General features: G+C 68.7%; 16 protein-coding genes and 1 tRNA gene. 6 read left to right on the top strand and 11 right to left on the bottom strand.

The genetic code is table 11. The annotated features are described in order from the left end of the window. Positions 1-127: 127 nt before the first annotated feature. The gene (locus IEY79_RS34435; protein ID WP_189111598.1) at positions 128-1,120 is read right to left on the bottom strand and encodes a helix-turn-helix domain-containing protein; all 993 of its coding nucleotides are present in this window, start codon (positions 1,118-1,120) and stop codon (positions 128-130) included. 369 nt (positions 1,121-1,489) lie between these two features. Between IEY79_RS34435 and IEY79_RS34440 the strand changes: the two genes are divergently transcribed. Both IEY79_RS34440 and IEY79_RS34445 read left to right on the top strand, forming a co-directional pair. Continuing rightward, the gene (locus IEY79_RS34440) at positions 1,490-1,669 is read left to right on the top strand and encodes a hypothetical protein (protein WP_189111599.1); all 180 of its coding nucleotides are present in this window, start codon (positions 1,490-1,492) and stop codon (positions 1,667-1,669) included. A gap of 43 nt (positions 1,670-1,712) precedes the next feature. Next, a complete protein-coding gene (locus IEY79_RS34445) occupies positions 1,713-2,735 on the top strand; it encodes a peptidoglycan-binding protein (RefSeq protein WP_189111600.1) in 1,023 nt (340 codons plus the stop codon). Positions 2,736-2,854: 119 nt separating this feature from the next. On the opposite strand, the gene IEY79_RS34450 is transcribed toward IEY79_RS34445, so the two are convergent. From IEY79_RS34450 to IEY79_RS34465, 4 genes are all read right to left on the bottom strand, one after another. Beyond that, positions 2,855-4,153: a lanthionine synthetase C family protein gene (locus IEY79_RS34450; protein WP_189111601.1), complete on the bottom strand. Its 1,299-nt coding sequence runs from the start codon at positions 4,151-4,153 to the stop codon at positions 2,855-2,857. Beyond that, entirely contained in the window at positions 4,150-7,269 is a 3,120-nt protein-coding gene (locus tag IEY79_RS34455; RefSeq protein ID WP_189111602.1) for a lantibiotic dehydratase, read from the bottom strand. The genes IEY79_RS34450 and IEY79_RS34455 overlap by 4 nt, the downstream gene beginning before the upstream one ends. Positions 7,270-7,401: 132 nt before the next feature. After that, positions 7,402-7,554, bottom strand: a complete 153-nt coding sequence (locus tag IEY79_RS34460; RefSeq protein ID WP_189111603.1) for a hypothetical protein — start codon at positions 7,552-7,554, stop codon at positions 7,402-7,404. Between the two features lie 1,099 nt (positions 7,555-8,653). After that, entirely contained in the window at positions 8,654-9,157 is a 504-nt protein-coding gene (locus tag IEY79_RS34465) for a cupin domain-containing protein (RefSeq protein WP_189111604.1), read from the bottom strand. Between the two features lie 253 nt (positions 9,158-9,410). Here IEY79_RS34465 and IEY79_RS34470 point away from each other — a divergent pair, with 253 nt between their 5' ends. The 3 genes from IEY79_RS34470 (at position 9,411) to IEY79_RS34480 (ending at position 15,595) form a co-directional block, all read left to right on the top strand. Then, complete coding sequence (locus IEY79_RS34470) at positions 9,411-11,357, top strand: TerD family protein (protein WP_308426714.1); 1,947 nt, start codon at positions 9,411-9,413, stop codon at positions 11,355-11,357. 423 nt (positions 11,358-11,780) lie between these two features. After that, positions 11,781-13,559 carry a serine/threonine-protein kinase gene (locus IEY79_RS34475; protein ID WP_189111605.1) on the top strand — a complete coding sequence of 593 codons (1,779 nt, stop codon included), beginning with the start codon at positions 11,781-11,783 and terminating at the stop codon, positions 13,557-13,559. Positions 13,560-13,693: 134 nt separating this feature from the next. Further along, positions 13,694-15,595 (top strand): FHA domain-containing protein, encoded by a 1,902-nt coding sequence (locus IEY79_RS34480; protein ID WP_189111606.1) that lies wholly within the window; start codon positions 13,694-13,696, stop codon positions 15,593-15,595. Between the two features lie 134 nt (positions 15,596-15,729). Here the strand turns inward: IEY79_RS34480 and selB are convergent, their stop codons facing one another. The 3 genes from selB to IEY79_RS34495 form a co-directional block, all read right to left on the bottom strand. Further along, positions 15,730-17,517, bottom strand: coding sequence for a selenocysteine-specific translation elongation factor (selB, locus tag IEY79_RS34485; protein WP_189111607.1), 1,788 nt, complete (start codon positions 17,515-17,517; stop codon positions 15,730-15,732). Positions 17,518-17,519: 2 nt separating this feature from the next. After that, complete coding sequence (selA, locus tag IEY79_RS34490; RefSeq protein ID WP_229701376.1) at positions 17,520-18,848, bottom strand: L-seryl-tRNA(Sec) selenium transferase; 1,329 nt, start codon at positions 18,846-18,848, stop codon at positions 17,520-17,522. Between the two features lie 14 nt (positions 18,849-18,862). After that, positions 18,863-18,956, bottom strand: a tRNA-Sec gene (locus tag IEY79_RS34495). 54 nt (positions 18,957-19,010) lie between these two features. On the opposite strand from IEY79_RS34495, the gene selD reads away from it, so the two are divergent. Then, positions 19,011-20,090 (top strand): selenide, water dikinase SelD, encoded by a 1,080-nt coding sequence (gene selD, locus IEY79_RS34500; RefSeq protein ID WP_189111609.1) that lies wholly within the window; start codon positions 19,011-19,013, stop codon positions 20,088-20,090. Positions 20,091-20,144: 54 nt separating this feature from the next. On the opposite strand, the gene IEY79_RS34505 is transcribed toward selD, so the two are convergent. From IEY79_RS34505 to IEY79_RS34515, 3 genes are all read right to left on the bottom strand, one after another. Next, positions 20,145-21,083, bottom strand: coding sequence for a penicillin-insensitive murein endopeptidase (locus IEY79_RS34505; protein WP_189111610.1), 939 nt, complete (start codon positions 21,081-21,083; stop codon positions 20,145-20,147). Between the two features lie 34 nt (positions 21,084-21,117). Next, positions 21,118-22,866 (bottom strand): glycoside hydrolase domain-containing protein, encoded by a 1,749-nt coding sequence (locus IEY79_RS34510; protein ID WP_189111611.1) that lies wholly within the window; start codon positions 22,864-22,866, stop codon positions 21,118-21,120. A gap of 63 nt (positions 22,867-22,929) precedes the next feature. After that, positions 22,930-23,502, bottom strand: coding sequence for a D-Ala-D-Ala carboxypeptidase family metallohydrolase (locus IEY79_RS34515; protein ID WP_229701377.1), 573 nt, complete (start codon positions 23,500-23,502; stop codon positions 22,930-22,932). Positions 23,503-23,826 lie beyond the last annotated feature (324 nt).

Genomic DNA, 23,826 nt, shown 5'->3' on the forward strand with positions numbered 1-23,826 from the left:
GCGAACCCCCGGCTGCGAACAGTGTGGGCGCCTCGTAGCAAGCCGTCGCGTCGAAGTCTTCAGCTCCTTTTGTTCGATTTTGCTCTACGGGTTTCATGATTCCGCGAAGGTCCCGTGCCGTCGTTGTCTACTCGCGCAGTGGGTTTGTCGGTTCGCGCACGAGAAGATGATGGGAAGCCCGGTACTCGCTGGGCGACGCCCCGTAGGTGGCGCGGAAGAGCCTGCTGAAATGGGCGTGGTCGGTGAAACCCCAGCGTGCGGCGATGGCGTGGATAGTGCGCCGGCTAAGCCCGGGATCCGCCAGAGCGCGCCGGCACTGCTGCAGGCGCTTTCGCCGGATCAGGGCCGCCGGGGTCGTGCCTGTGACGGCCAGCGCCTGTTGCAGTTGACGCAGGGACACATGGTGGGCGTCGGCGACGGTCCGCGGTGAGAGTTCCGGGTCACCGAGGTGCTGGTGGATGAAGGTGTGGACACGGGCGAGCAGGGCTCGCTGCCGGCTCTCGGGCGGCACCGCGTGTAGCGAGTGGAGTTCATGGGCCAGCATGGTGGTCAGCAGTTCCAGGGCGGTGTCGAGCAGGCGGACGATATCAGCGGCTCTGTCCCGGATTCCTGGACTGGTGATCTCGTGCAGACAGCGGGAAAGAACGGCGCCGATGCCCTCACGCCCCGAGAGTCGTCCGGCCAGCAGCGGGGCCACCTCTGCCGCTGACAGTGGCAGCACCGCTTTAGGGAGGACGAGGATCTCGTGCGTCCCGCTCTCGCGCCTTGCCCGGAACGGTTGCGAGGAATCGATAAGGATCAGGTCACCCGCTCCGAGGGTCGTCTCCCGGCTCCCTCGACTGAATCCGCAGGTACCGGTCCGGACAACTCCGAGTAGATATTTTTCCGGATCCGACCGGCGGACGAGCTTCTGGGTACGTTCCGCGGACCACGGTGATATCACCGTTTCCGTATACACCTGAAGGGTGTTCGAGCCACGTACAAGTGTCGAGGCCAGGAAATTCGCTTCGTCGTGACATCGCGCCTGAGTTGGGACGAGTGTGCGGCAGGTCAGCTCGCGCCAGCACGCGAATCGCTCTTCTGCGGGTAGATTCTCGGTGGTGAACACCGTCTCAATCACTGGTCCTCCACAAAATTCTTTCTGCGAGAACCGAGCCGAATCCGCCGTTGTCTCCAACGGTCATAACTAGTGGAAGCCTTGATAGCGCCGACAGGATCCCGCTTTCCACTTCGAATTATCCGGGCGCACGAACGCCGCGTCTTTCGGTTCGGCCGGGCTAGTTCGACCCAGACCTTGCCGGTCGGCAACAGAAGGAGCAATAGCAGAGGCTGTCCGGGACGAACCCAGCCCTGTCCGGGACAGGAGGGGTGCTGTCCGGCCTGGTCAGAGCGTTTGTCCGGGAGTCCTGTCCGGGCGATCCGTCTGGGCTGCACCAGAGCAGGTCGGATTGCCGGTGTCATGTCACCCGACGCTTGAGGAGCTCACGGAATGGACAGTCGAGAGGATCCGCCGGCGCATCAAGCAGGCGATGCTGAAGAGTTCGTGGAGCTCATGTGGCAGCTCAAGCAGCAGTCGGGGCTGATTTACCGGCAGTTCGAGGGAACCGGGATCAGAACTGTCCACCACCTGGAGAAGCTCCCCAGCCAATCCGGCGGCGGACCGGCGTGAAGCGGGCCTTGTCAAGCAACGTGGGCCGGGCAAGGATGTTCGCATGGGGAGCCAAGGGGGATTAGCGCCTCAAGATGCGCAGGATGCGGCCGCGTTCGTTGGGCTGCTGCGGCAGCTGAAGGAAGAGTCGGGACTGACCTACCGGCAGTTGGAGGATCGTGCGGCTGACCGCGGTGAGGTCCTGGCGCGCAGCACCCTGGCCGATGTCCTGCGCCGGGCGACCCTGCCCCGTCCGGAGACGCTGGCGGTGTTCGTCCGGGCATGCGGCGATGACCACGATGTCGGCGCATGGCTGGAGGCCAGGGACCGGATCGCCGCTGGTGAGGGTTCGCAGGTCGGCAGTTCGGCCGCTTCAGGTGTCGCGTGGCTGCCACGAGGTTTCCGCCTCCTCTCGGTCGTCGCCGTAGCCCTCGTACTTGCGGCGTTCGCCTGGATAATCGTGCCGGACAGCTCAAACGGGCGTGCAGCACGTGCCGGTCCGTCTATTGGGAAGCCGGACTCGGGCCAGCCGCTTCTCTTGTCCTCCGAAGAGTGTCCTGGGGTACTGGTCAAAGGCGCACATAATCTGTGCGTCCAGGAACTGCAAAAGCGGCTCCAGCACCATGGACTCGACCTTCCAGCAGACGCAGTCTTCGGCCCCTACACGAAGATGCGTCTGATGGCCTTCCAGGCGTTCGCCGGAATACCTCTGACCGCGATGGCGGATGAGACCACCAAGAAGGCACTCTACGAGGAGACTCGGAAGATCGATACCTGGACACCGAAACAGGTGGAACGGCGTCTGCGTGAAGTCTTCCCCGAACAGCCAGAAAAAGCGGTGCGCCTCGTGCGCTGCCTGACACTGCTCGATCCCATCTGGATCTGGGGCAATCCCGACGGCAGTCGGCAGTGGGGCCTGTTTCAGTTCTCCGACCTGGAACTGATGGAACTCGGTGCCGAGCCATTGACCGCCCTCAACCCCGAACGGAACATCCAGCTCGGACGCGCCGTATGGGAACGCACGAAGGACTTCAATCACTGGTCATGCCAGCCCAACATAGCGGCCACCGCAGAGCGTCGCTCATAGGGCGACTGCGGGCCACCTGGCCAGCTGCGTGCTGCTTGCGGCGAAGCCCCGGGGAGGCGTACGGGATCCGCCTCGGTGTCACACGTCGTCCGCACCGGACTGATGTCGCCGACCTACCGTCAGCTGAGCATGAGAGCACTCTCCCAGGGGGAAGCCGGGCCGGAGCCGGATGCCCATGAATGCAGCGCCAGCGCGATCCCGGCCGCTCCTTCGAGGAAGCCGGCGCGGTGGGGACCGCGTCGTCCGCCCGCGTCATCGCTGCGGTAACCGAACGGCACGGTCGAGTCGAAGCCTTCCACCATGCGGTTGACGAGTTCCGGAAGGTGGTCGGCCAATGCCTGGTCACCCGAGTCAAGGGTGGTGCGCCATGCGATGTGCAGGAGTCCCGCCCACCCGTGGCACAACCCGAAATCACTCATCGTCTTCGTATCCCGAACTGCTCCCAACAGCGCGTGAATCGCCGTGCGCTGCCAGTCGGCGCGGTCGAGCGCCCGGCCCGCCACAAAGAGGGCGCGGGCCACGCCCGCTGTGCCGTAGCACCATCCCGGACCGGAGCTCTCAGTCACGAACGCGCCGACGGCCTCGGCATCGAACGGGATCGCGGCAGGCCATCGATGGTCGTCGATCCGGCGGCCCAGCAGCCATTCGACGATCCGAGTGATCGCCTCCGACTGGCCCTCCACCTCTGCCCCCGCTTCGCTGGCGAGCGCCAGTAAGGCCAGCACGCCCGGAACGCCATGTGCCAGCCCCAGGTTGAAATGCCCACGCGGATAGTGCGCCTGCTGGCCCAGGGATGGCGCCCCCCGCACCCACCATCCTGGGACCACATGCCCGTGGGCGGAAACCGGATCCGTGAGGCGTACCAGGTAAGCGAGTATCTCCATCAGTAGGTCCGGCGCGGCAGGAGCCCAGTTGAGCAGATACCTGCCCAGTCCGCAGATGCCGCCGATCACGTCGTAGACCGGACCGGGCATGCCCGGCATCCCCGCGTCCAGCCTTTCGGCCTCCGCGGTGAGTCGAGCGCGGAGCCCGGCCGTCAGTCGTTCCTCCACCGGCCGGAGCAGGTTGGAGTAGTCATCGGGGGTCTGCTGAGCGCAGCGAGCAGCGAATGCCACCGCCGGGAGACCGGCGAACAGCCCGTCAGAGGGGCTGCTGACCAGCGCACGGCCGGCGGCCGCCAGGTGTGCGTGCGCGTGCGCTCGGTACCGGGCGTCACCGTGAGCGAACTCCGCGAAGAGCAGCGCGAGGCCAGGGTGCCCGTCCGACAGCGACAGCGGGGACCACGGCGATCGCGGTGGCATGCCGGGCGGATGGTCCAGGTTGCTCCGCGCCGTCACTACCGACAGCACCCGGTCCGTGTCCGCCAGCCGCGCTACTATCTCCACCGCGACTTGTTGTGCGGCGCCGCGTACCGTCACTTTCCCCGCCTCCGGCGCTCCCGATGGGCCTCTACCGCTCCACGTGCGACGGCGTAGGCCCGTACTTCCGCATCCCGATCCGTTCCCAGGAGGCGGTTGTGGTGCATATGCAACAACGAGTTCAGCAAATCTGTTCGTGCTGTCGGCGAATGTCCTTGGAGTTCACCCACGGTGTTGCCGTATCGGGTTATCGCTTCGGAGCGCTGTGACCAGGCGCTGAGGACGACTGTGCCACCTGGTACGCCGCGCAGCCCGGCCCAGCCGTCGTATGGATTGATGAGTGATAACGCGGCCCCGCGATGGAGTTGGAATGCACGGTGGGCGGGGCTTTTCGCAAGCCGGTGTACGAGCCAATCAATCCCCGCTTCTGTGCTGCCACAGAATCTCGTTGCCAGATCAACACAGTTGGCAGCAGCCAGGATCAAGGGATCGAGAGCCAGTTCACCGGAGGCCAGCAGCGCCAACTGCGTGACCGCGGCAACGCTGTCGGCATGAAATGCCCGTTCGGCCGCCTCAATGGCCCGGGGCCCACCGTAACGCTCGATCTCTGGGTCGTAGGTGTCCAGAACCATCCTCCGGGCTCTGCCGCCGTCTCGCAGACCGCTCACCCAGGCAGTCAGCCGGGGCAACAACTCCGAGGCGAGGACGGCCGGATCACCGTGGAACCGCAGCCGCAGATGGCGGTCGGGGTCGGCATAACGCAGGAAGAACCAGCGGTCGATGGGCAGACCGGACGTCAACCCGGGGACGTCGAGGAGCAGCTCATCGTGTCGCTCGGCCGAGCAGTACACCGATGCGTACAGCCATTCACCGCCGGGCAAATGCTTGCCCACCGCGGGTCGGCAGGCTGTATGCCTTGTTCGTGACACGGCAGGTTTGCCGGGCAGGGCCAGGAGAGGGAACACGACTTCGTTGCGGTGCACGCCGTCTGCACCGGCGAGCCAGCCCGTACCGGGACCAGCGGCGGCCGGCACTTCCGACAAAGATGTGGAGTTGCGGCGACGGCCGAGTTCCTGGCGCAGCAACCGCTGGTGTGCCGGCTCGTCGAGGTCCAGGTCGATGCGCTGGTCGACATGGCCCAGGCAGATGTGCTTCGGTACCCGCCAGCGACGCCGCCATGCCGCGACTTCAGCGATCCAGTCCGAGAACGGCATGTCCTGGTCGCAGAGCCGATCCGTCGGCCTCCACCGGGCCAGGGCGAGCACGCTGCGACCGTGCCGGACCCTGGGCGTGTACGGCAGGGCGCCCATACCTCCCCAGCGCCAAGGCATCCAAGGGCGCGCCCCCATGCTGCCGATCTCACGCAGAAATCGAGCCGCGTTCGGTGACTCGTTGCGCGCGACAAGGAGGTGGAACGTCGCCGGAACGACTTCTCTGCCGCTCTTCACATCCACCGCGAACAGTCCTTGCGCGTCGCCCCCGATGGCTACGTCGTCCAGCCGGAGCACGGAGGGATCATCCATCTCGGCGAACTCCGCCACCGGCAGGACATTTGGTGCCCAGCGCGGCACCTGTGACACGTTTCCGCCCCGCGGGCTGCGCACTTGATAGGTGAGCTGTACCGGCGACGTCGTGGAATCCGCGGTGATGCCTGCCCGGGCGACCGCACCGTACGCCTCCCGTGAAGCGTCGTCGAGAAGGTGCGCGAACCTTCCAACGCTTGCCGCCGCCTGCCCGAAACAACCAAGGACGACCAGCCGGAAGTCTCCCTCCCGCATGGCCGACACCGAGTCGGCGAGCAGGTGCGTGTGCAGGTCGAGCGAGGCTGGTTGACGGTCTTCGTCGGACGCCGACGGCGCCAGCAGTGGATGGTCATCAGTGAGCACCATCTCCGACTGGCCGGTCAGCATCGATTCCTGGACGAGTTCGGCGACGAGACGGTCTCGGTCGGTGTCCTGTACCTGCTCCGGTCGGGGGAGCCGAGGGCTGGGCGGAATCCGGTAGCCGGCCGGGGCGCCGAGTCCGATGTCGGGGTTGAGTAAATCCTTCAGGGCCACCAGCCGGCCCTGTCCGTAGCGTTCCAAGAAGTCGTCGTGGTACTGGCGGAGTTCTGCCGTGCCCCGTTGTCTCGGCGCGAGCCGCCACAGCAGTGTCGCGACACGTTCGGCTTCGGCGGCCACGACGCGGGGCAGGGCCACGTCCGCGTCCAAAGCCAAGTCCACCTGGACGAGCCCCTCTCCCGGCGACATCCTGCGCATCCGTTCACGCACTTCCGTCAAAGCGGCGCGGCCCTGGCCCAGCGGTTGGGCGACGTAGCGCGCAAAGTCCTCGCGGAGGGCTCGAAGCTCATGGGACACGGGGATGGGCGGCAAAGTCCTGATCACATGATCGAGTGGATCAATGGTGTCCATACGGGGCCGTAGCTCGGTGAGCAGAATGTCTTTGCCGACAAGCTGCCGAAGCATGACATCGATCTTGTCCTCCGGCACCGTGGGAAAGGCGTCGGCCAGTCGAATCACCAGGTCGCGGAACGAGATGGGTGCGTTCGCCATTTCGGCGACAGCACGGACCGCCGAAGTGCGCCTGACGCTCACTTCCTGCACACCTGTGCGCGATCTCTCCGCTTCCGCCGAATTCGGCACGTAGGACAGCACCAGCCGGTCCCCGCGGACGAAGCAGAGGTTGTTGAGCACGAGCCGAAGTTCGGGCAGCACTTCTGGCCGCAGCTCACAGTCGCGTACGACTTCGCTCAGCCACTCCTGGTCCGGCCGGGCGTACCGCCGGTGTTCCGTACCGAAACGCACTTTGGCGTCGCCCGGATCGTCCACGAAGTGGATTCTCGCCACCCCGGCCATGATTCCGAACGGGGTAGATCTGGTGGCCATCCTCAGCCGGTAGCCGGTCAGCGCCCGCACGGCGCGGCGCACATCGGCCGGCCGCGGAGCAACTCCTTCGGTGCCGGTGTCAATCAGGGTGTCCAGACGATGTGCCAGTGACGGGCTGGAGATTGAAACGGCTTCCCTCACCGTCGGGTCCGCCGCCAGGTCAGCCAATACCTTGACGTCTTCCGCCAGCTCACCGGTATGCGTCCCCATCCCGGACGCTTGTCCGACCGAATGCACAGGAGCCCGCAGCATTGCGACATCGGAGCAGCGAAATAGTGGTTCGCGAATCATTTTGGGCTCGTTCTCCACTTCTGCCTGGACGGCGACACAGGAACACGGGTGTCCGCCCGGAAGGCAGGCACCCGCGCCCCGTGGTTCGTCGCGATCAGTCGATCGTCTGCCCGAATGGCACCTAGGCGACCATCATTCGGTGCAGGTGTCGCAGGTCAGCGAGGAACACGTGAACAATGTGCAGAGGAATCCGGTCGCGGTCACTTCCTGACCCTCCTGGATCACCTTGATTTCCTTGATCTCCAGGTCGAAGGCATCGTCGAGCTGTATTTCCGAGGTCGTCATAACGGACACTTGACGGGTCCTTCCAGTTCGATGAACAGTCGGATCGATCTCTCGGGTACGATCCGGAGCGCCCGTGGTCGCGCGCTCGACATTCAGAGTGCCAAGGCGAATAGCCTCTGGCCTTGTCATTCCGCGCAGCGATGTTGACGATTCGCGCAATGTTTGTACCGATAGGTTCGATGGTCCTGCGGCGGTATCCCGAAGACGGCCCGGAACAGGCGGCCTCGATGTGCCATTCGGATGGCAGTGCGGTCAGGACGGACCGCGTTCAGGTTTTCCGTGGTGAGGCGGTGCCGGCGTGTGGGGTTGGCGATGTGGTCTCCTCCAGGAGCAGGCCCTGTCCCGCCGCCAGTTCGGTGCGTACCGACGCCCAGAAGTCTTCATCGGCCACCTCTGTCATCTCTGGTTACGCGGCGTAGGGGGAGGCCGCCAGGGGTTGCGCGAAGAGGCCGAGTTCCCGCGTACCGGCCACGGCGTCCGTGCAGGGCTGATCACTGCCCACATACATGTATTGATCTCACCCGACGTGCACGGTGAACACGTCTCCTGCCTCCAGCCGGCACCAGGCACCCTGTTCGCGGAGCATGACGCGGACCAGTTCCAAGGCCACCGCCAGGGAGACCTCGGCCCCGTCGTGGTAGCTGGCGAGGTCAGCTGGGAAAAGCTAGCCGAGACCATGTCCCTCGACGGCTGGCTGGGCACCGAAGTGGACGATTCCGGTGACGGAGGGCTCACGGATCTCCAACCGGTCGAGCCCGCGGCTTCCGCGAAGTCAGACGGGTGCCGGACTTCGCCGCCGCCATCGCCAGACGGACGGGATCCTCGGCCGTGACCGCCCAGTCCGCCCCGCCGCTTGATGCGTTGATTACGCCACAAGGGCTGACCTCGACCACGACTGCTTCCACTCGTTCGGGATCCCGCAGGTCGAGGGCGTGCCACGCGACCTCCTGAGCGCACCCGGGTCTGGTCGCGTAGGTCGCGGCTGTCGCGTGCCCGGCCACTGACGCTTGCCGGACCAGTTCGGCGCCCGGCACCGCGGACGTTGGGCCAGAGCCACAACGCGTGGACCGAGCCGGCAGCCCGGGGGGCCGTGCCGGTTTCACCGCGGTGCGGTGGGGCGGCAGTAGCGGTGGATCAGTTCTGTGTGCTCGGGGAATCGCTGCACCAGGTCCTCGGCCTGTCCGAGTGTCATGTCGGCGTAGTCGAATCCGGGTGCGACGGCCTCGCTGATCAGGCCGTGGTCCCCAAGGGTGAGGTGGGAAGCCTTCCAGACTCCGCCGGGGACCGCGAGCGTGAGGAGCTGGCCCTCGTCGGGGTCCTGGCCGAGTACGGCGGTGCGGTGGCGGCCGTCGGGGAGCAGTAGGTGGTAGGTGATCGGATCACCGTGGTGGTGGAAATGGAGGATGTCCGATCGGTTGAGGTGCCAGTGGCCGACCGGCGACCAGTGCGTCAGCAGGTAGTGGATGGACGTCAGGGTGTATCGGTCCCCGGCGGGGGTGGGGATGCGGGGACGGTGGTCGGCCTGGAATGTCCGGCGGAAGTACCCGCCCTCCACGTGCTGTTCCAGGCCGAGTGTCTCGATCCAGTGCTCTGCTGTGATCATGCTCTCGTCCTTCTTCGGCAGGTTGCCCGGGATACCTCGGCTGGAGACACACAACAGCGTCGTGCCGGCACCTCCGTCAGAGGCTCAGCAGAGTGTGGCATCCGCACCAGCCAGGGGTAGTCGCGGCACACGCGTTCCCGCGTAGGACCTCGAACTCGACCGCGTGGCACCGTGGTTGGAGGGGCTTCGAAGAGCGCGCGGTAGGGTGCGACTGATCAGCTGTCATGGTCCGGTTTCAGAAGGAGTTCAAGGCGTGGTCGTCACTTTCGATTCCACCGGCCTCCAGCGCGTCGACGAAACGACCTGGCTGCATTCCGCCTACGGGGACCGAGTCAGTCTGACCGTCACGAACTCGCCGTTGACCGAGACCGCCTGGCTGGAGGACATCCCCGCCATGCGGCGTAACCTCGCCGCTTCGTACCCGCGGATGGGATGTCTCATCGAGGCCGAGCCGGTGGTCCTCGGCGGTGTTCGCGGCGTGTGTCAGGTGGTGAAGGTGCCGATACCGAACGCCCCCACCGGGCAGGTGTTCATGGCGATGATCTTCCTGGCGAAGGCCGACCGCCATGCCACGGTCAGCTACCTCGCCGAGGAGAGCGGGATCACCGGAGTGAGGGAGGCGACGATCGTCGCCAAGCTGGGGCTCACAGGCATGGATGGCTGGGTCCTGCCGCATCCCTACGCCCCCGAGCTCCAGAGCGCTCTGCCGTACCACCGCGGTGACGACCCGACGTGGGACGCGCAGTTCCCCGACCATCCGCTGTCACGGGTGCGTGCGTGGGTGCGATCGGTTACGGCCACCGCGACGGTTGATCCCGGGTTCGCCGCTCTGGCCGACTTCGAACCCGGCCGCCGGGCACGCGGTGCTGACTCCAACGGTGGGCTTTCGAACTTCGGGAGTGGGAAGTTCAAGGAGGGAGGCCCCGCCGTGTTGTTGCAGAAGGGCGCCAACATACCCGTGCCCGCCAACAGGGTCCGGGTGGAGCTGGGTTGGCACGGCGGGCCGGGGACACCTGATGTGGACGCGTCGGCGTTGTTGCTGACGACGGCCGGCAAAGTGCGCTCGGACGACGACTTCGTCTTCTACAACCAGCCTGTGCATCGCAGTGGCGCGGTGCGTCTCGATGGAAGGCGTCAGGACGGCACGGGCGTGGTCGAGACGATCGGTGTGGACCTGTCCGCGGTCGAGCAGGGAATCGGCACCGTGGTGGTCGCCGCGTCCACCGACGGCACGTTCGGTCAGGTACCCGGGCTGTTCGTGCGGGTGCTGGACGCGGAGAGCGGCGTCGAAGCGGCACGGTTCGACGCCACGGGCGCCACTTCGGAGACGGCGTTCGTGCTTGGGGAGCTGTATCGGCGGAACGACGCCTGGAAGTTCCGGGCGGTGGGCCAGGGGTACTCCTCCGGGCTGGCGGGGCTCGCCACCGACTTCGGTATCACGGTCGACGAGCCCGCCTCGCCTCCGTCGGCCCAGCAGGCCACGCCCACGCCGCCCGCACCGCCCATGCGGCAGGCCGCCCCTCCGCATCCGACGCCGCCGGCGCCTCAGCCGCCACAGCCGTCACAGCTGTCGAAGATCACGTTGACGAAGGCGGCGCCCGCGGTATCGCTGACCAAGCAGGGCGCCACCTCAGGAGCCATGCGGTGCAATCTCTCGTGGAGCCCTCGCAAGCCGTCGAGTGGCTGGTTGAGGAAGGGAAAGAGCGCCGTCCGGCTGGAGGACGTCGACCTGGACCTCTCGTGTCTGTGGGAGCTGCGGAACGGAATGACGGGGATCGTCCATCCCATCGAGAACCAGTTCGGCTCGTTCGACCAGCCGCCCTACATACGCCTGGACCAGGACGACCGGACCGGCTCAAGCGAGGCCGGCGAGAACCTCGCGATCAATCTTGATCACGCGGCTGAGCTGAAACGCATTCTGGTGTTCGTGGTCATCCATTCCGGGGCGTCGAGCTTCGCGGGCCTGGACGGGGTCGCCACGCTGTATCCCCCTGTCGGTCCACCGATCGAGGTGCGCCTGGACGAGTGCACCGTGCCCTCGACGGCCGCCGCGATCGCTCTGATCGAGAACGTGGACGGGGAACTGATCGTCCGTCGGGAGGCGAAGTACATCCTGGTGCCGCCGGGCATCTTCAAGCAGCAGGCCGTGGATATCGAGTACGGCTGGGGAATGACCTGGCACGCGGCCGAGAAGGACTGACCCACCGCGTCCGCCGGCGACCCGGCATGTTCGTCACTTGGCCTTCGCGATCGGACGCGCTGCCGGAAGGGGGCGAGTCCCCTGTGTCTGACGCCGACCCGGAGCCGACTCGCCGTCACATTTCATCGATGAACGGCACTGCCAGTTGATGACTTCAACCCGGCGATCCCTGTGCTTCACGCTGGATACGGAAGCCGCCAGGGACGTGAGGACGGTCTGCGGTCCTTCGCCTTTCAACATATTATTCTGTGCTGTGCCCTCCTCGCGGGGCGCAGTGCGGCTATGCGTCCGGGTTCTCCCGTGTCGTACACCGGAACTGGGCAAGAAGTCGGGCCGTGGTCAAGGCGAAGGCCGGGCGCCCGAATCCGACCGGAGGGCGTAGGCACGCCCCGCCCGTTCGCAGTAGACAGGGAGTAGGGGCACATGCCAACGCATGACGAGGACGACGCGGCGTCGTCCGATGCCGGTGCCGGACGTCTGGTCTCCGGTCGTTACAGATTGCTGGCTGTCCTCGGGTACGGCGGGATGGGCACCGTGTGGCGTGCCCATGACGAGGTACTGCAGCGCGAGGTGGCCGTGAAGGAGGTACGCGCTCCTGTCGGGCTGCCCGCGGAACGCGTGGAGCGGATGTATGCCCGTATGCATCGGGAGGCCTGGGCGGCTGCCCGCATCAGTGCGCGTGGTGTGGTGACGGTCCATGACGTGGCTACGGACGAGGGCCGGCCCTGGATCGTCATGGAGTTCGTCCGCGGCAAGTCCCTGGCCGATGTCATCACCGCGACCGGTGCCCTCCCACCGCAGGAGGTCGCGCGGGTGGGTGCCGAGGTGTTGGCCGCGCTCCGCGGAGCGCACGACGCCGGAGTACTGCACCGGGACGTGAAACCTGCCAACGTCCTTCTCGCCGACGACGGGAGGGTGGTGCTCACGGACTTCGGTATCGCCGCTGTCGAGGGTGAATCCGCACTGACGATGACGGGTGAGGTCATCGGCTCTCCGGAGTATCTGGCACCGGAGCGGGCGTTGGGCCGGGCTCCCGGGCCGGCATCGGATCTGTGGTCGCTCGGGATCCTGCTCTTCACAGCCGTTCAGGGCCGCTCGCCGTTCCGTCGGACCACGGCCTTGTCCACCATGCGCGCCGTGGTCGACGACCAGTTGCCCCAGCCGCACAAGGCCGGGCCGCTTGCGTCGGTCATCGAGGGCCTGACACGCAAGGACCCCGCCGAACGCATGTCTGCCGAAGAGGCCGAGCGGGCGCTGGGCTTCTTCCGTGCGGACACGACCACGCCCTCCGCGCCCACGTCCGGCACCGCGAGCCTGCCTACCGCCGAGTTTCCCCTCGCGGAGTCGGAACCGACCCCGGCCACCGAGGAATTGAACGCCACCGCGACCGCACCGGCACCGAGGCAGCCCGCAGACCCCCGGGTCATGGTGGCGATGATCGACACTTCCACGAAGGAAGAACCCGCGACTCCCACGGTGTCGGAAACCGGCACAGCCGTCCCCCGCTCCTCCGTGCCGGAAGCGGGGCCGACAGCCGCAGCCGCCGTACCCACTGCCGGGGAACTCCCCCCGGCGCCCAAGAGCGACGAGCCCCTCGCCGCCCGACAATCGGCAACTCCCTCGATCTCGGTCGACCGCAGCGGTCGGCCCCCGACCTCGCCGCTCCACACCCCGCCGAGGAACACCTCGGACCAGGCGGACACGTCACCTCACACATCCGCCGGCCCCGCCCCCTCCGGTTCCGGCTCCACTCCGCGCAGGCGGCGCGCCCTCCTGATCACCGTGGCCGGGGTCGCACTCGCGCTGCTCGCCGGAAGCCTGGGCTACGCGCTCATGGACGGCGAGACCAAGCAGCCTGTGTCGATCACGGTGACGGCTGACACGACCGAGTACGCGGGGAGTTGCCCCCCAAGCGATTCTCAGGCTCCCCGCTTCACCGCGAACTTCACGGTGTCCGAGCTGCCCATCCAGTTCTCGTACCGGTGGGTTTCGGCGAACGGGTCGGTGATCGACCGGCGGTGGCGGACGCTGGAGTTCCGGGAAGACGGACCCCGATCCCGCGAGGAGACGGTGAGCCTGTCGGCGTACGCGGGGGCCGGAACGCTCCGAAGCGAACTGGCGGTCGAGATCCGGCCGCCCTTCGACAAGGTGTCCAACTCGGTGCCGTTCTCGATCACATGCTCCTCGGTGACCGGCGGTTGACGCCAGGACACCCCAGGTCGCATCAGGCAGTCCGAGTTCTACCGGCGCGCCGGCGTCGAATCTTTCGCCACTCGTAGTTGTTCGTCCGAAGGTGCGGCGTTCCGTCGCAGCCGAAACATTCGCAAGGAGAGTCCGTGTCGTCGGTCATCGTGGGGCGCACAGGCCCGTTCGCGGGTCAAAGCGTGGTACTGGGCGGTGCTCCGCTTCGTTTTGGACGCAAGAGCGACAACGACGTGATCATCGTCAGCGTCAGTGCCTCCCGTCTGCACGCCGAGATCGTCCCGGAGGACGGGGAGTTCGTTCTCCACGACCGGACCAGCAGGAATGGAACGTTCGTCAACGATCAGCGCGTCACACGTCATGTGCTCAAGGCGGGCGACTCCATACGTATCGGCGACGAGACCTTCCTGTTCGAGACGCAGGAGGCCCTGGAGACGGTCCTGGCCCTGTCCGAGCTGGACCTGCCACGCGTCGACGCCAAGGTGAACCCGGGCGAGATGCGGGTCACGGTGACCGGAGGAGGCCCGGTGGGCCTCGCCTTCGCCCTGCTGCTGGAGAACTCCATGCCGGGGCGTGTGGCCATCACCGTCTACGACGGCCGCTGGATCAGAAACGGCTCCACCGTGGTCTGGAAGGACGAGAGTCAGGGCAACGTTCGCCGACAGCAGGTCGTCACCGTTCAGAGCCGGCAGTACCTGGCGCTCACCGAGGAGATACGGTCGGCGCTGTTCGGCTCGGGCGGATATTCGGAGATGTGGCCCGTGGGACCGGATTCGGTCGACGGACGGCCGCCCCGGAACATCCGGATCGCGTACATCGAGGACAAGCTGCTGGAGCTGGCGAACAGCAAGTCCGCGATTCGTCTGGTGCCGAAGCCGTTCGACGTGGCGGAACAGGAGCAGCGACTCTCCCAGGAACATCTGCTGGTGATCTGCGAGGGCGGACGGTCGCGCACGCGAGAGCACTTCGCGGATCGGTTCGGCGCCGCGGACGCGTCAATCTACTCCCTTGAGGGGGAGCACCTTCAGGACGTGGTGCTGGGACTGCGCGTCAAGTCCCAGCTGTCGGACCCGATGAGCGTCCTTCTCACCGTGGCGCAGAACCGGTTCCTGCTCAACTCGCTGCGCGGCGAGGGCTTCCTCAACATGAGGCTGACCCGAGAGGAAGCGGGCAACGTTGTCGGCATCGATCCGGTCCGACAGGTCTTCGAGGAGTGCATCGCGGCCAGGCCCTGCGTCATGAGCCGCCACACGGACAACGAATTCGTCTGCCCGACCCACGGCACCCTGTTCCTGCCCGCCCTGTTGCGCAGTTCGCCGCTGTGGAAGCGGATTCAGGAGGGCCTGAAGCTGTTCGGTGTCGCCGAGGACGATCTCAGCGCCATCACCTCGTTCCGGTTGGACATGGTGCAACGGCCCCGCTTCACGGCCGAACTCACCCGCTCCACCGCCACGAGCCCCGGTACCTACGGCCTGCTGCTGGGCGACGCGGCCAACGCCATCCACTTCTGGCCCGGACGCGGCCTCAACAGCGGCCTCGCCTCGGCCATTTCACTCGCCCGGACCCTCACCCGTGCCTGGCAGGGCCGTCCGCTGCGCGACGCCGACTTCATCCGGCACGAGGCAGCGATGTCCATGCTGCAGTACCGCCACAAGAGTCGGGCCTGGAACGCCATGGTCGCCGCTGACGGGCAGGGAGTGACCCGCGCCATCAAGGACATCATCGCCCAGAGCATGGAGGGGGACCGAGCCGCCGAACTCGAGGCCGACCGGACCGATTTGGACGTCCTGCTGGACCGCATGCTGGCTATCCGCGAGCGCCTTGCCCCGCGCCTCCCCGGAATGCCCAGCGACGACGAACTGCGGGAGCATCTGTCCGCGCTCGCTCCGTCGACCCTGCGGACCCTCCAGGAGAGCGGCCCCTGGGACACGCTGATCGTCGGCGGCGAGGAGGCTGACATCGACATCTTCTACCAGCCGGATCCCCCGGTCTACGTCGCGAGTCCCACCGACCCGCGCCTGATCGGCCAGGGCTAGGGACCCGAGGGGATCGCGCTCATGACCGACCGCCACTGACCGTAGCGTTGGGTGCGGTTGACGTGCTCGCCCGGCTGTCGCGGTCGAACCACCTGGCGTGTTCGGCCTCGTCTCGGTGAGGGTGCCCAGCTGATTCAGGGTGGTGGGGTGACCGGCGTGGGCCGAATGCGGGGCCCGCACCGGCGGCGCTTGTCGGGAAGCAGCTGGGTGATGCCCTGCCCGTCACAGTGCTCCAGCAGGGGGACGGTGACGCGTCGGGTGGTGGCCAAGGCGCGGCTCGCCGTTCCCACGGTGAACGGCTGGTCGAGTTCGCTCAGCCGGTCGGCCGCCAGCAGGGGTGCGTCCGGTAGAAGCACCACGTGCTCGGCGAGCCGCAGTACCGCTCCGTGGCGGACCGCCGTGGCGAGTTCGCGGCGACCGAGGCCGAGTTCGGCGAGCCGCTGGGCGTGAGGGGCGGCGAAGGGACTGTCGGCGAGGTCGGTGGTGAGACGGTGCACCGCGTCGGCCACAGCGGCAGGCAGTCCAGTGGGCCCAGTGGTCACGCGGCCGCGGATCATCCGCAGGGGCGGCGTGACCAGTGCCTCCACCAGGGATACGGCCGGCAGCCCCAGACGGTGCCGAGCGGCCTCCACCGGTATGCCCTCCTCGGTGGGCCGCTGGGAGAGGTGGGCGGTGACCAGTTCGGCCAGCCGGGCGCGCAGGGTGGTCCAGTGGGAGGGGTCGGCGAGCCAGTCGTCCGCGACCGGCGTGGTGTGGACGGCCACCCCCATCGCGGTCAGCTCCCCGCGCCTGACCAGCAGCCGGCGCCGTAGCTCAGCCGTCTCGCTCGGAGTGCCTGAAGCGTCGCCGAGCTCCGCGGCCCGCCGTGTCGCGGAGCCGCGCCGCCGCAGTTCCGGTGGCTGCGGGTCGAGCAGCGTCAGGCCGGCCAGCACCCGACGCAGACCGGGATCGCGCAGCACCGCGCGGTCGCCGATGCGCAGCGGCAGTGGCGCCGGCAGGGTGAGGCGGACGAGATCGGCATCGAGGGGCCGTATGTGTACGGGCACGGCCGCCGAACCGATGTGGGCGACGGCGGTGCGGGGCAGCTCCGCGGCCGGTGTTCCGCCGTGTACGCGCACGTCGCAGCGGAGACAGGGGAGGAAGCTGTCGGGGGTGAGCAGGGCGTCGCCCCGGCCCGTCGACTCCTTGTCGAGGTCCTTGAGGTTGACGGCGACCCGAGCGGTGGCCCGCACCAGGTCGGTCTCCTCGCCGAGGGCCTGCAAGCCCCTGACGCGCACGGGACGGCCGGAGCGGGCGGTCACCAGGACGTCGCCCCGGCGGATCCGCCCCGCGTCGAGAGTGCCGGTGACCACCAGCCCGCTGCCGCGTACGGTGAAGGACCGGTCGATCCACAGCCGTACCGGGGAGTCGGCGTCCCCGTCCGGCAGTCGCGCGGCCAGCCGGCCGAGGGCGGCGCGCAGGTCCGCGAGGCCTGCGCCGGTGCGGGAGCTGACGGCCACGGCCTCGACGGCGCCGAGGGTGCTGGACCGGATCCGGTCCCGGGCCTGCGCCGTGGCGGGGCCGGGGTCGGCCAGATCGCAGCGGGTGACGGCGAGCAGTCCGTGCCGTACGCCCAGGGCGTCCAGGGCGGCCAGGTGTTCCTCGGACTGCTGCTTCCAGCCCTCGTCGGCGGCGACCACGAAGAGCACGGCGGGCACGGGCCCCACGCCGGCGAGCATGGTGGGGACGAACCTCTCGTGTCCCGGGACGTCGACGAACGCCAGCCGTTCGCCCGACGCCAGATCCGTCCATGCGAAGCCCAGGTCGATGGTCAGACCCCGGCGCCGCTCCTCCTCCAGCCGGTCGGGGTGGGTGCCGGTCAGCGCGTGGATCAGTGTGCTCTTGCCGTGGTCGACATGCCCGGCCGTCGCGATGACCCGCATGGTCAGTGCTCCGCCGCGCGCAGCACCGCGGCAAGGATGTCGCTGTCGCACTCCTGCGGCACGCACCGCAGGTCCAGCAGCAGCCGGCCGCGCACCACCCGGCCGAGCACGGCCGGTTCACCGGTGCGCAGCGGTCCTGCCAGGTTCTCGGGGAGGCTGAGCGCGCAGGACGGCAGGGCGATCCCGGGGGCGCCTCCTCCCCCGACGACCGCCTCGCAGGATACGACGTGCGCGTCCAGGCCGCGGCGCGCGGCGTCTTCGGCCAGGCGCAGCGTGCGCGTACGCAGCTGGGGCAGCGGCATGTGCAGGGCCGCGTGCACGGGTGGCTCGGGACCGCGCAGTGTCGCTTCGAGCGCGGCCAGGGTGAACTTGTCCACGCGCAGGGCGCGGGCCAGCGGGTGGCGCCGCATCCGCTCCACGACGGCGGCCCGGCCGAGGACCAGCCCCGCCTGCGGACCGCCCAGCAGCTTGTCTCCGCTGGCTGTGACCAGCGTGGCCCCGGCGCGCAGGGCCGTGGCCGCGTCCGGCTCGTCCGGCAGCGCCGGGTCGGGCGCGAGGAGGCCGGAGCCGATGTCGACGACCACGGGCAGGCCCAGCGACGCCAGTTCGCCGGGGTCCACTCCCCTGGTGAAGCCGCTCACCGTGAAGTTCGAGGGGTGGACCTTGAGGATGAGGCCGGTGTCCGGGCCGACGGCGTCCGCGTAGTCTCCGATACGGGTCCGGTTCGTGGTGCCGACCTCGCGTATCCGGGCGCCGCAGGAGGCCAGCAGTTCGGGGATCCGGAAGCCGTCGCCGATCTCCACGAACTCGCCCCGGCTGAGCAGGATCTCGCGTCCCGGGGCCAGCGTCACCGCCGCCAGGGCCAGGGCGGCGGCTCCGTTGTTGACCACGTGCACGGCCTCAGCGGCGGGCACCGCTTCCCGCAGGGCCGCCATGGCGCTGCGGCCGCGCGGCGCCCGTCTGCCGGTGCTCAAATCCAGTTCGACGTCCGTGTATCCGCCGGCCGCCGTCATCGCCTCCAGTGCTGACCGCGACAGCGGGGCCCGCCCCAGATTGGTGTGCAGCACGACGCCGGTGGCGTTGTGCACGGGGGTCAACCCGGCCGCGAGGGTGGGCAGCGCGGCAAGAGCGGCGTGGACGGCGTCGCCGGGGCCGATCCGTCCGTCGCGTACGGCCTGCTGGGCGGTGGTGACCGCGGCCTTGACGATGGGTCTGCCCAGCCGTGTGGACGCCTCGCTCAGCCGGGGATCGCCGAGGAGCGCCGTGGTGCTCGGCACCTGCCTCCGGGTGTCCGCCGGCGGTTGCCGCCTGTCGTGCGCCACCCGTGCCACCCCGATCGAAGTCAGCGGAGGCGGACGGGAATCGAACCCGCCTGGCCCGGTTTCCGGACCACACCGATTTTGAAGATCGGGAGGGGCACCAGCCCACCCAACGCCTCCGAGCGAGATTGTGGTCCCCGCACGCTGCTGGGGCAAGAGTGAAATCATGGTCGTATGACGACTGTTGGCTCCGCCGCCGAACCCGCCCAACCCGCCGAGCCCTCCCAACCCGCCGAACCCGCCGCGCCCGTACGGCTGACCCAGTACGCACAGGGCGGCGGGTGCGCCTGCAAGATCCCTCCGGGCGAGCTGGAAGCGATGGTCGCGGGACTGCTGCCGTCCCGGAACCCCGGACAGGCCCTCGGCGCGGACGAGGACCGGCTGCTGGTCGGACTCGACGACGGTGACGACGCCGCGGTGGTGCGCACGGGTGACGGCACCGCCCTGGTGTCGACGGCCGACTTCTTCACTCCCGTCGTCGACGACGCCCGCGACTGGGGCCGGATCGCCGCGGCCAACGCCCTGTCAGACGTCTACGCGATGGGCGGCAGGCCCGTCGTCGGGCTCAACCTCCTGGGCTGGCCCCGTGACCTCCTGCCCGCGGAGCTGGCCCGCGAGGTCCTGGCGGGAGCGCTCGACGTCGCCCGCGGCGCCGGATGCTTCGTCGGTGGCGGCCACAGCATCGACAGCCCCGAACCGCTGTACGGGATGGCCGTCACCGGCCTGGTGGATCCCGACCGGCTGCTCCGCAACGACGCCGGCCGGCCGGGTGTGCCGCTGACCCTCACCAAACCGCTGGGCGTCGGGATACTCAACAACCGCCACAAGCGGACCGGTGAGGTCTTCGCGCACGCCGTCGCGGGCATGGCGGCGCTCAACGACAAGGCGAGTGCCGCTGCTCTGGCAGCCGGCGCGGTATGCGCCACCGATGTGACCGGATTCGGGCTGCTCGGCCATCTGCACAAGCTGGCCCGGGCCAGCGGCGTCACGGCCGTGGTGGACGCCGCCGCCGTCCCCGTGCTCGACGGCGCCTGGGAGTCCCTGCGGGCCGGGTACGTCAGTGGCGGCACCCGGCGCAATCTCGACTGGGTGCGCCCGCACTTGGACGCGGGACGGGCGAACGAGGACCAGCTGCACATGCTCGCCGACGCGCAGACCTCCGGCGGGCTGCTGGTCGCCGGGGAGATACCCGGACATCCGGTCATCGGGGAACTGGTGCCCGCCGTGGCCGGCACCACGCTGGTGATCCGCTGATCGCCGCGGACGGCCGCGGGTCCGGGGGCGAAGCCCGGGCCCGCGGCCGGCGCGCTACCGGTAACGGATGTGCAGGTGGTTGTCGTGGTTCGGGTAGCTCGTGGTCAGCCCTTCCGAGATCAGCTGCGGATCGTTGAAGTAGATGAGCTGGACGTGACCCGGGGCCTTCGCCCGGATCTCCTGCACGAGCGTGCGGGTGGCCGCGCGGTCATAAGTGCTTGACTGCCAGGTGATACGCCCCGCCGTGCACTGCGCCGAGTCGGTGCGGGCCGGCCAGACGTCGATGTCCATCCCCACTTCGTGGCTGGCGTGTCCCGGGATGTCCCCACCGTGCTCGAAGCCCGCGTCGCCCACCGGCAGTCTGCCGTTCCCGGTGGCGGCGAAGGTGGCGGCGGCGGCCTCCAGTTGACCGACGGCGCCGGCCGTCGCCCAGTGGGCGCCCGCGTTGCCGTCGGGGCTCTGTGCGCACATCGTGCCGGCACCGAAGCCGATGTTCTCGTAGTGCCACAGCAGGTTCTGCCAGGTGGCCGGCCCGACGACGCCGTCCGCGCCGATCCCCGCATGGGACTGGAAGGTGCGGACGGCGGAGGTGGTGGCGGGTCCGAAGGCCCCGTCGAGCGAGAGGCCCGCGCCCCGCTTGGCGTTGAGCAGCGACTGGACGGCTGTCACCGCCGGCCCGTTGTCACCCTGTCGTACGGTGACGGCGAGCGCGCCCCAGGTGGCGGGCCCGACGATACCGTCGGCGGCCAGGCCCTTGGACTGCTGGAAGCCCACCACGGCGCTCCGCGTGCCCGAGCCGAAGACGCCGTCCGCCGCCACGGGGCGGCCGTGCGCGGCGAGCAGATGTTGCAACGCGACCACGTCGGAGCCTCGGTTGCCGTTGCTCGTCAGCGGGAACGCGGCCTGCGGGAAGGCCAGCGCGGGGGCGCCCAGTCCCAGGAGCAGGGCCGCCAACGCGGTGAACAGCGTGATGATGCGTGCGAGTCGTCTCACGGTTTCTGCCTCACTTTCCCGTCCACTTGTCCTCTCACTTTCCCGACTGAAGAGCGCCCCAGGTGGCGGGGCCGACGATGCCGTCGGCGCCCAGACCGCGTGAGGACTGGTAGTCGCGTGCGGCCTGGGCGGTGCCCGAGCCGAAGATGCCGTCGATGGACACTGTCCGGCCGAGGGCGGCGGTCAGGGCGCGCTGCAGCCGGGTGACGGCCTCGCCGGTCGAACCGTTCTGGATGGTCGGGGTGGATCCGCGGGACAGCAGGGCGGTCCAGGTCTTCGTGCCGACCGCGCCGTCCGCCGCGAGCCCCTTGCTGGTCTGGAAGTTCCGGGCGGCGGCGGTCGTGCCGGACCCGAAGATCCCGTCCGGGGTGCCCGGGTCGAAGCCGGCGGCCTTGAGCAGGCACTGGGCCGCCTTGACCCGGTCTCCGGTCGAGCCGCTCTGGACGGTGGTGTACGTGGTGAAGTCGAGGTTCGCCCCGGTGCAGGTGTGCGTGGGCGGGGTGCCGTTGCCCACGTCGAGGTAGTCGCGGTCGATATTGATCGAGTAACCGCCGTAGGACTCGGTGACCTCGCCCGCGTACTGGTGGATCCGCTGGTGGTTGGACCAGTACGTGGACGGCACGTAGGAACCGGTGTTGGTGTCGGCGGCGCCGTTCCACCACGCGTAGAAGAGGTGGTCGACCCGCGTGTAGGCGCTGTTGTTGTACTCGCTGGCGGCGTCCTTGATGCCGGAGGCGGCGCTGGAGTAGAAGCCCGACAGATAGCCGCTGCTGTGCAGCCGCTCGGTCCAGCCGGACAGGTACGACAGTACGGCCGCCTTGCACGAGGCAGTGGAGGTGTACGCCTCGATGTCGCTGTAGAGGGCGCTGCCCGCCGGGATGCCGAGGTTCGACGCGGCGGTGATGGCACCGGCCGCCGCGGTGACACCCTGGGACTTGGCCGTGGCCGGATCGGCGGACATCTTCAGCGAGTAGTTGGTGCACGGTGCCTGGCGGCCGACATCGATGGGGAACAGACGCCATCCGTTGTTGGTCTGGCTGGTCACCCAACTCGCCGTCAGATTCGGCTGGGCGCAGGCGCGGAAGGCACCGCTGATGTAGACGCCGACCGCGCTGTACGGCGAGCTCGCCTGCCAGGCGTTCATGGCGGCTTGCGAGGGCGCGGCGCAGGCGTCGAAGCCCTTGCCCAGGTAACTGCCGGGTTGCGGCCCCACCGCGGCCCGCGCAGTGGCATCGGACCGCTGTGCCGCGCGGGGCATCTCGGTGCGCTCGGCGCCGTCGGTGAGCTCGGCCGAGGCGAGAACGCCGCGAACCAGGCTCTCGGTTCCCGGCGTGTGGGCGGCGGTCACGAGGACGCCTGCGTCCTCGACCGCGATCTGGATGGTGTCGTTACTGGACGTGGCGGTGGGGGCGGTGGCCTTGCCGCGCTGGGTCCGTGCGGTCGCGGCCGTCGCCTGGCCGGCGGAGCGGGCGGTGATGGGCTCCACGACGATGCCCGCCGCACGGCCGACCAGTCCGGCGGGGCAGTCGTTCTGGTCGCCGGGCTCGCCCAGATAGACGGTGGGTCTGTCGAACCGGAGGCACGCGCGCGGGTTATCGGCCAGATCGACGACCCGCCATCCGGCGGGCACCTCGATGCGGTAGCCGTGGTAGGTGACGCTCCGCGGGCTCTCGGGCGGGGAATCGGCCACGGCGGGGACGGGGGCGGCGAAGGCACCGATACCGGCGAACACCGCCAGCAGGGCCGTTGCGGCGCGGGCGCGCCAGGGGATGCGGGACGACATCAGGGCACTCCTACTTGAATGCGGGGGGGAAGGTGAACTGCTGTGCGCGTAGGGACTTGGCGGTCACACGCCGCGGTCGGGCGCGGACCAGGAACGGCAGGCGCGTCCGTCCACGTGGGGGTGGTCGTTGTGGTCGGGGCAGCCTGAGCCGTAGCTGCCGCCGAAGCCGTGAGTGCGGGCTCGCTGGGCGAGCCGGCGGAACGACGGGCTGCCGACCGGGTCGGCGGCGTCACCGTACGGGTGCCGGTTGTTCGAGTCGCCGTCGATGGCTTCCTGCCTCCACATCGTGCGCAGGCCGCTGGACTTTGGCAGTACGAGGAGTTGTGCCGTCGCGACGCCGACCGCACCGCCGGACCGGTCGGAGTCGCTGCTGTTCAGCTCGGCGTAGGTGAAGTGGACGGTGGTGCGTTCCGGGTGGTGGTCCGCAGCCGGCCCGTGTGCCTGCTGGAACCGGGTGACCGCCGCCTCGGTCCGCGGGCCGTAACTGCCGTCGACGGAGAGGATCTCGCCGTGGTCGACATGTCCGGCCACCCGGATCCGCGGCTGGGTCACGTCGGCGCCCGACATGGCCTCGGACGGGGTGGGGCAGGGGCCGCAGCTCGCGTCGGCCTGGGCCGGGGCGGCCCTGGCGGGCACGCAGCCCGCCCGCAACAGGCATGATCATGACAAATGCCGGTGCGAGTCGGATCGTACGCCTCGACATCCCGCCTCCGTTGTGAGTCCATCCCGGGTCCCCGCTCGGGGATTGAGGCGAGTCTGGCCTCCACTTCCATTGCGTGTCCACACCGTCACCATCTGCCACAGGACCAGACCTCCGGCGCAACTGACCTACAGGCAAAGGCCGTTGCACAATCCGGCCTGATGCGAGGTTCGGCCTCGATGCGGATTCCGGTTCAGCGCAGCGGCGCGACCGCCGACGCGCCCGAGGGCGGGGCGGGGTCGTACGAACTCCGCGCCCTG

It is taken from the genome of Streptomyces camponoticapitis, from assembly GCF_014646115.1.
Classification (GTDB): Bacteria; Actinomycetota; Actinomycetes; order Streptomycetales; family Streptomycetaceae; genus Streptomyces; species Streptomyces camponoticapitis.

Bases quoted from the DNA above. Each gene is read 5' to 3' on its own strand.
- IEY79_RS34440 (WP_189111599.1), top strand. From the start codon at position 1,490: ATGGACAGTCGAGAGGATCCGCCGGCGCATCAAGCAGGCGATGCTGAA.
- IEY79_RS34445 (WP_189111600.1), top strand. From the start codon at position 1,713: ATGGGGAGCCAAGGGGGATTAGCGCCTCAAGATGCGCAGGATGCGGCC.
- IEY79_RS34455 (WP_189111602.1), bottom strand. From the start codon at position 7,269: ATGATTCGCGAACCACTATTTCGCTGCTCCGATGTCGCAATGCTGCGG.
- IEY79_RS34460 (WP_189111603.1), bottom strand. From the start codon at position 7,554: ATGACGACCTCGGAAATACAGCTCGACGATGCCTTCGACCTGGAGATC.
- IEY79_RS34465 (WP_189111604.1), bottom strand. From the start codon at position 9,157: ATGATCACAGCAGAGCACTGGATCGAGACACTCGGCCTGGAACAGCAC.
- IEY79_RS34475 (WP_189111605.1), top strand. From the start codon at position 11,781: ATGCCAACGCATGACGAGGACGACGCGGCGTCGTCCGATGCCGGTGCC.
- selB (WP_189111607.1), bottom strand. From the start codon at position 17,517: ATGCGGGTCATCGCGACGGCCGGGCATGTCGACCACGGCAAGAGCACA.
- selD (WP_189111609.1), top strand. From the start codon at position 19,011: ATGACGACTGTTGGCTCCGCCGCCGAACCCGCCCAACCCGCCGAGCCC.
- IEY79_RS34510 (WP_189111611.1), bottom strand. From the start codon at position 22,866: ATGTCGTCCCGCATCCCCTGGCGCGCCCGCGCCGCAACGGCCCTGCTG.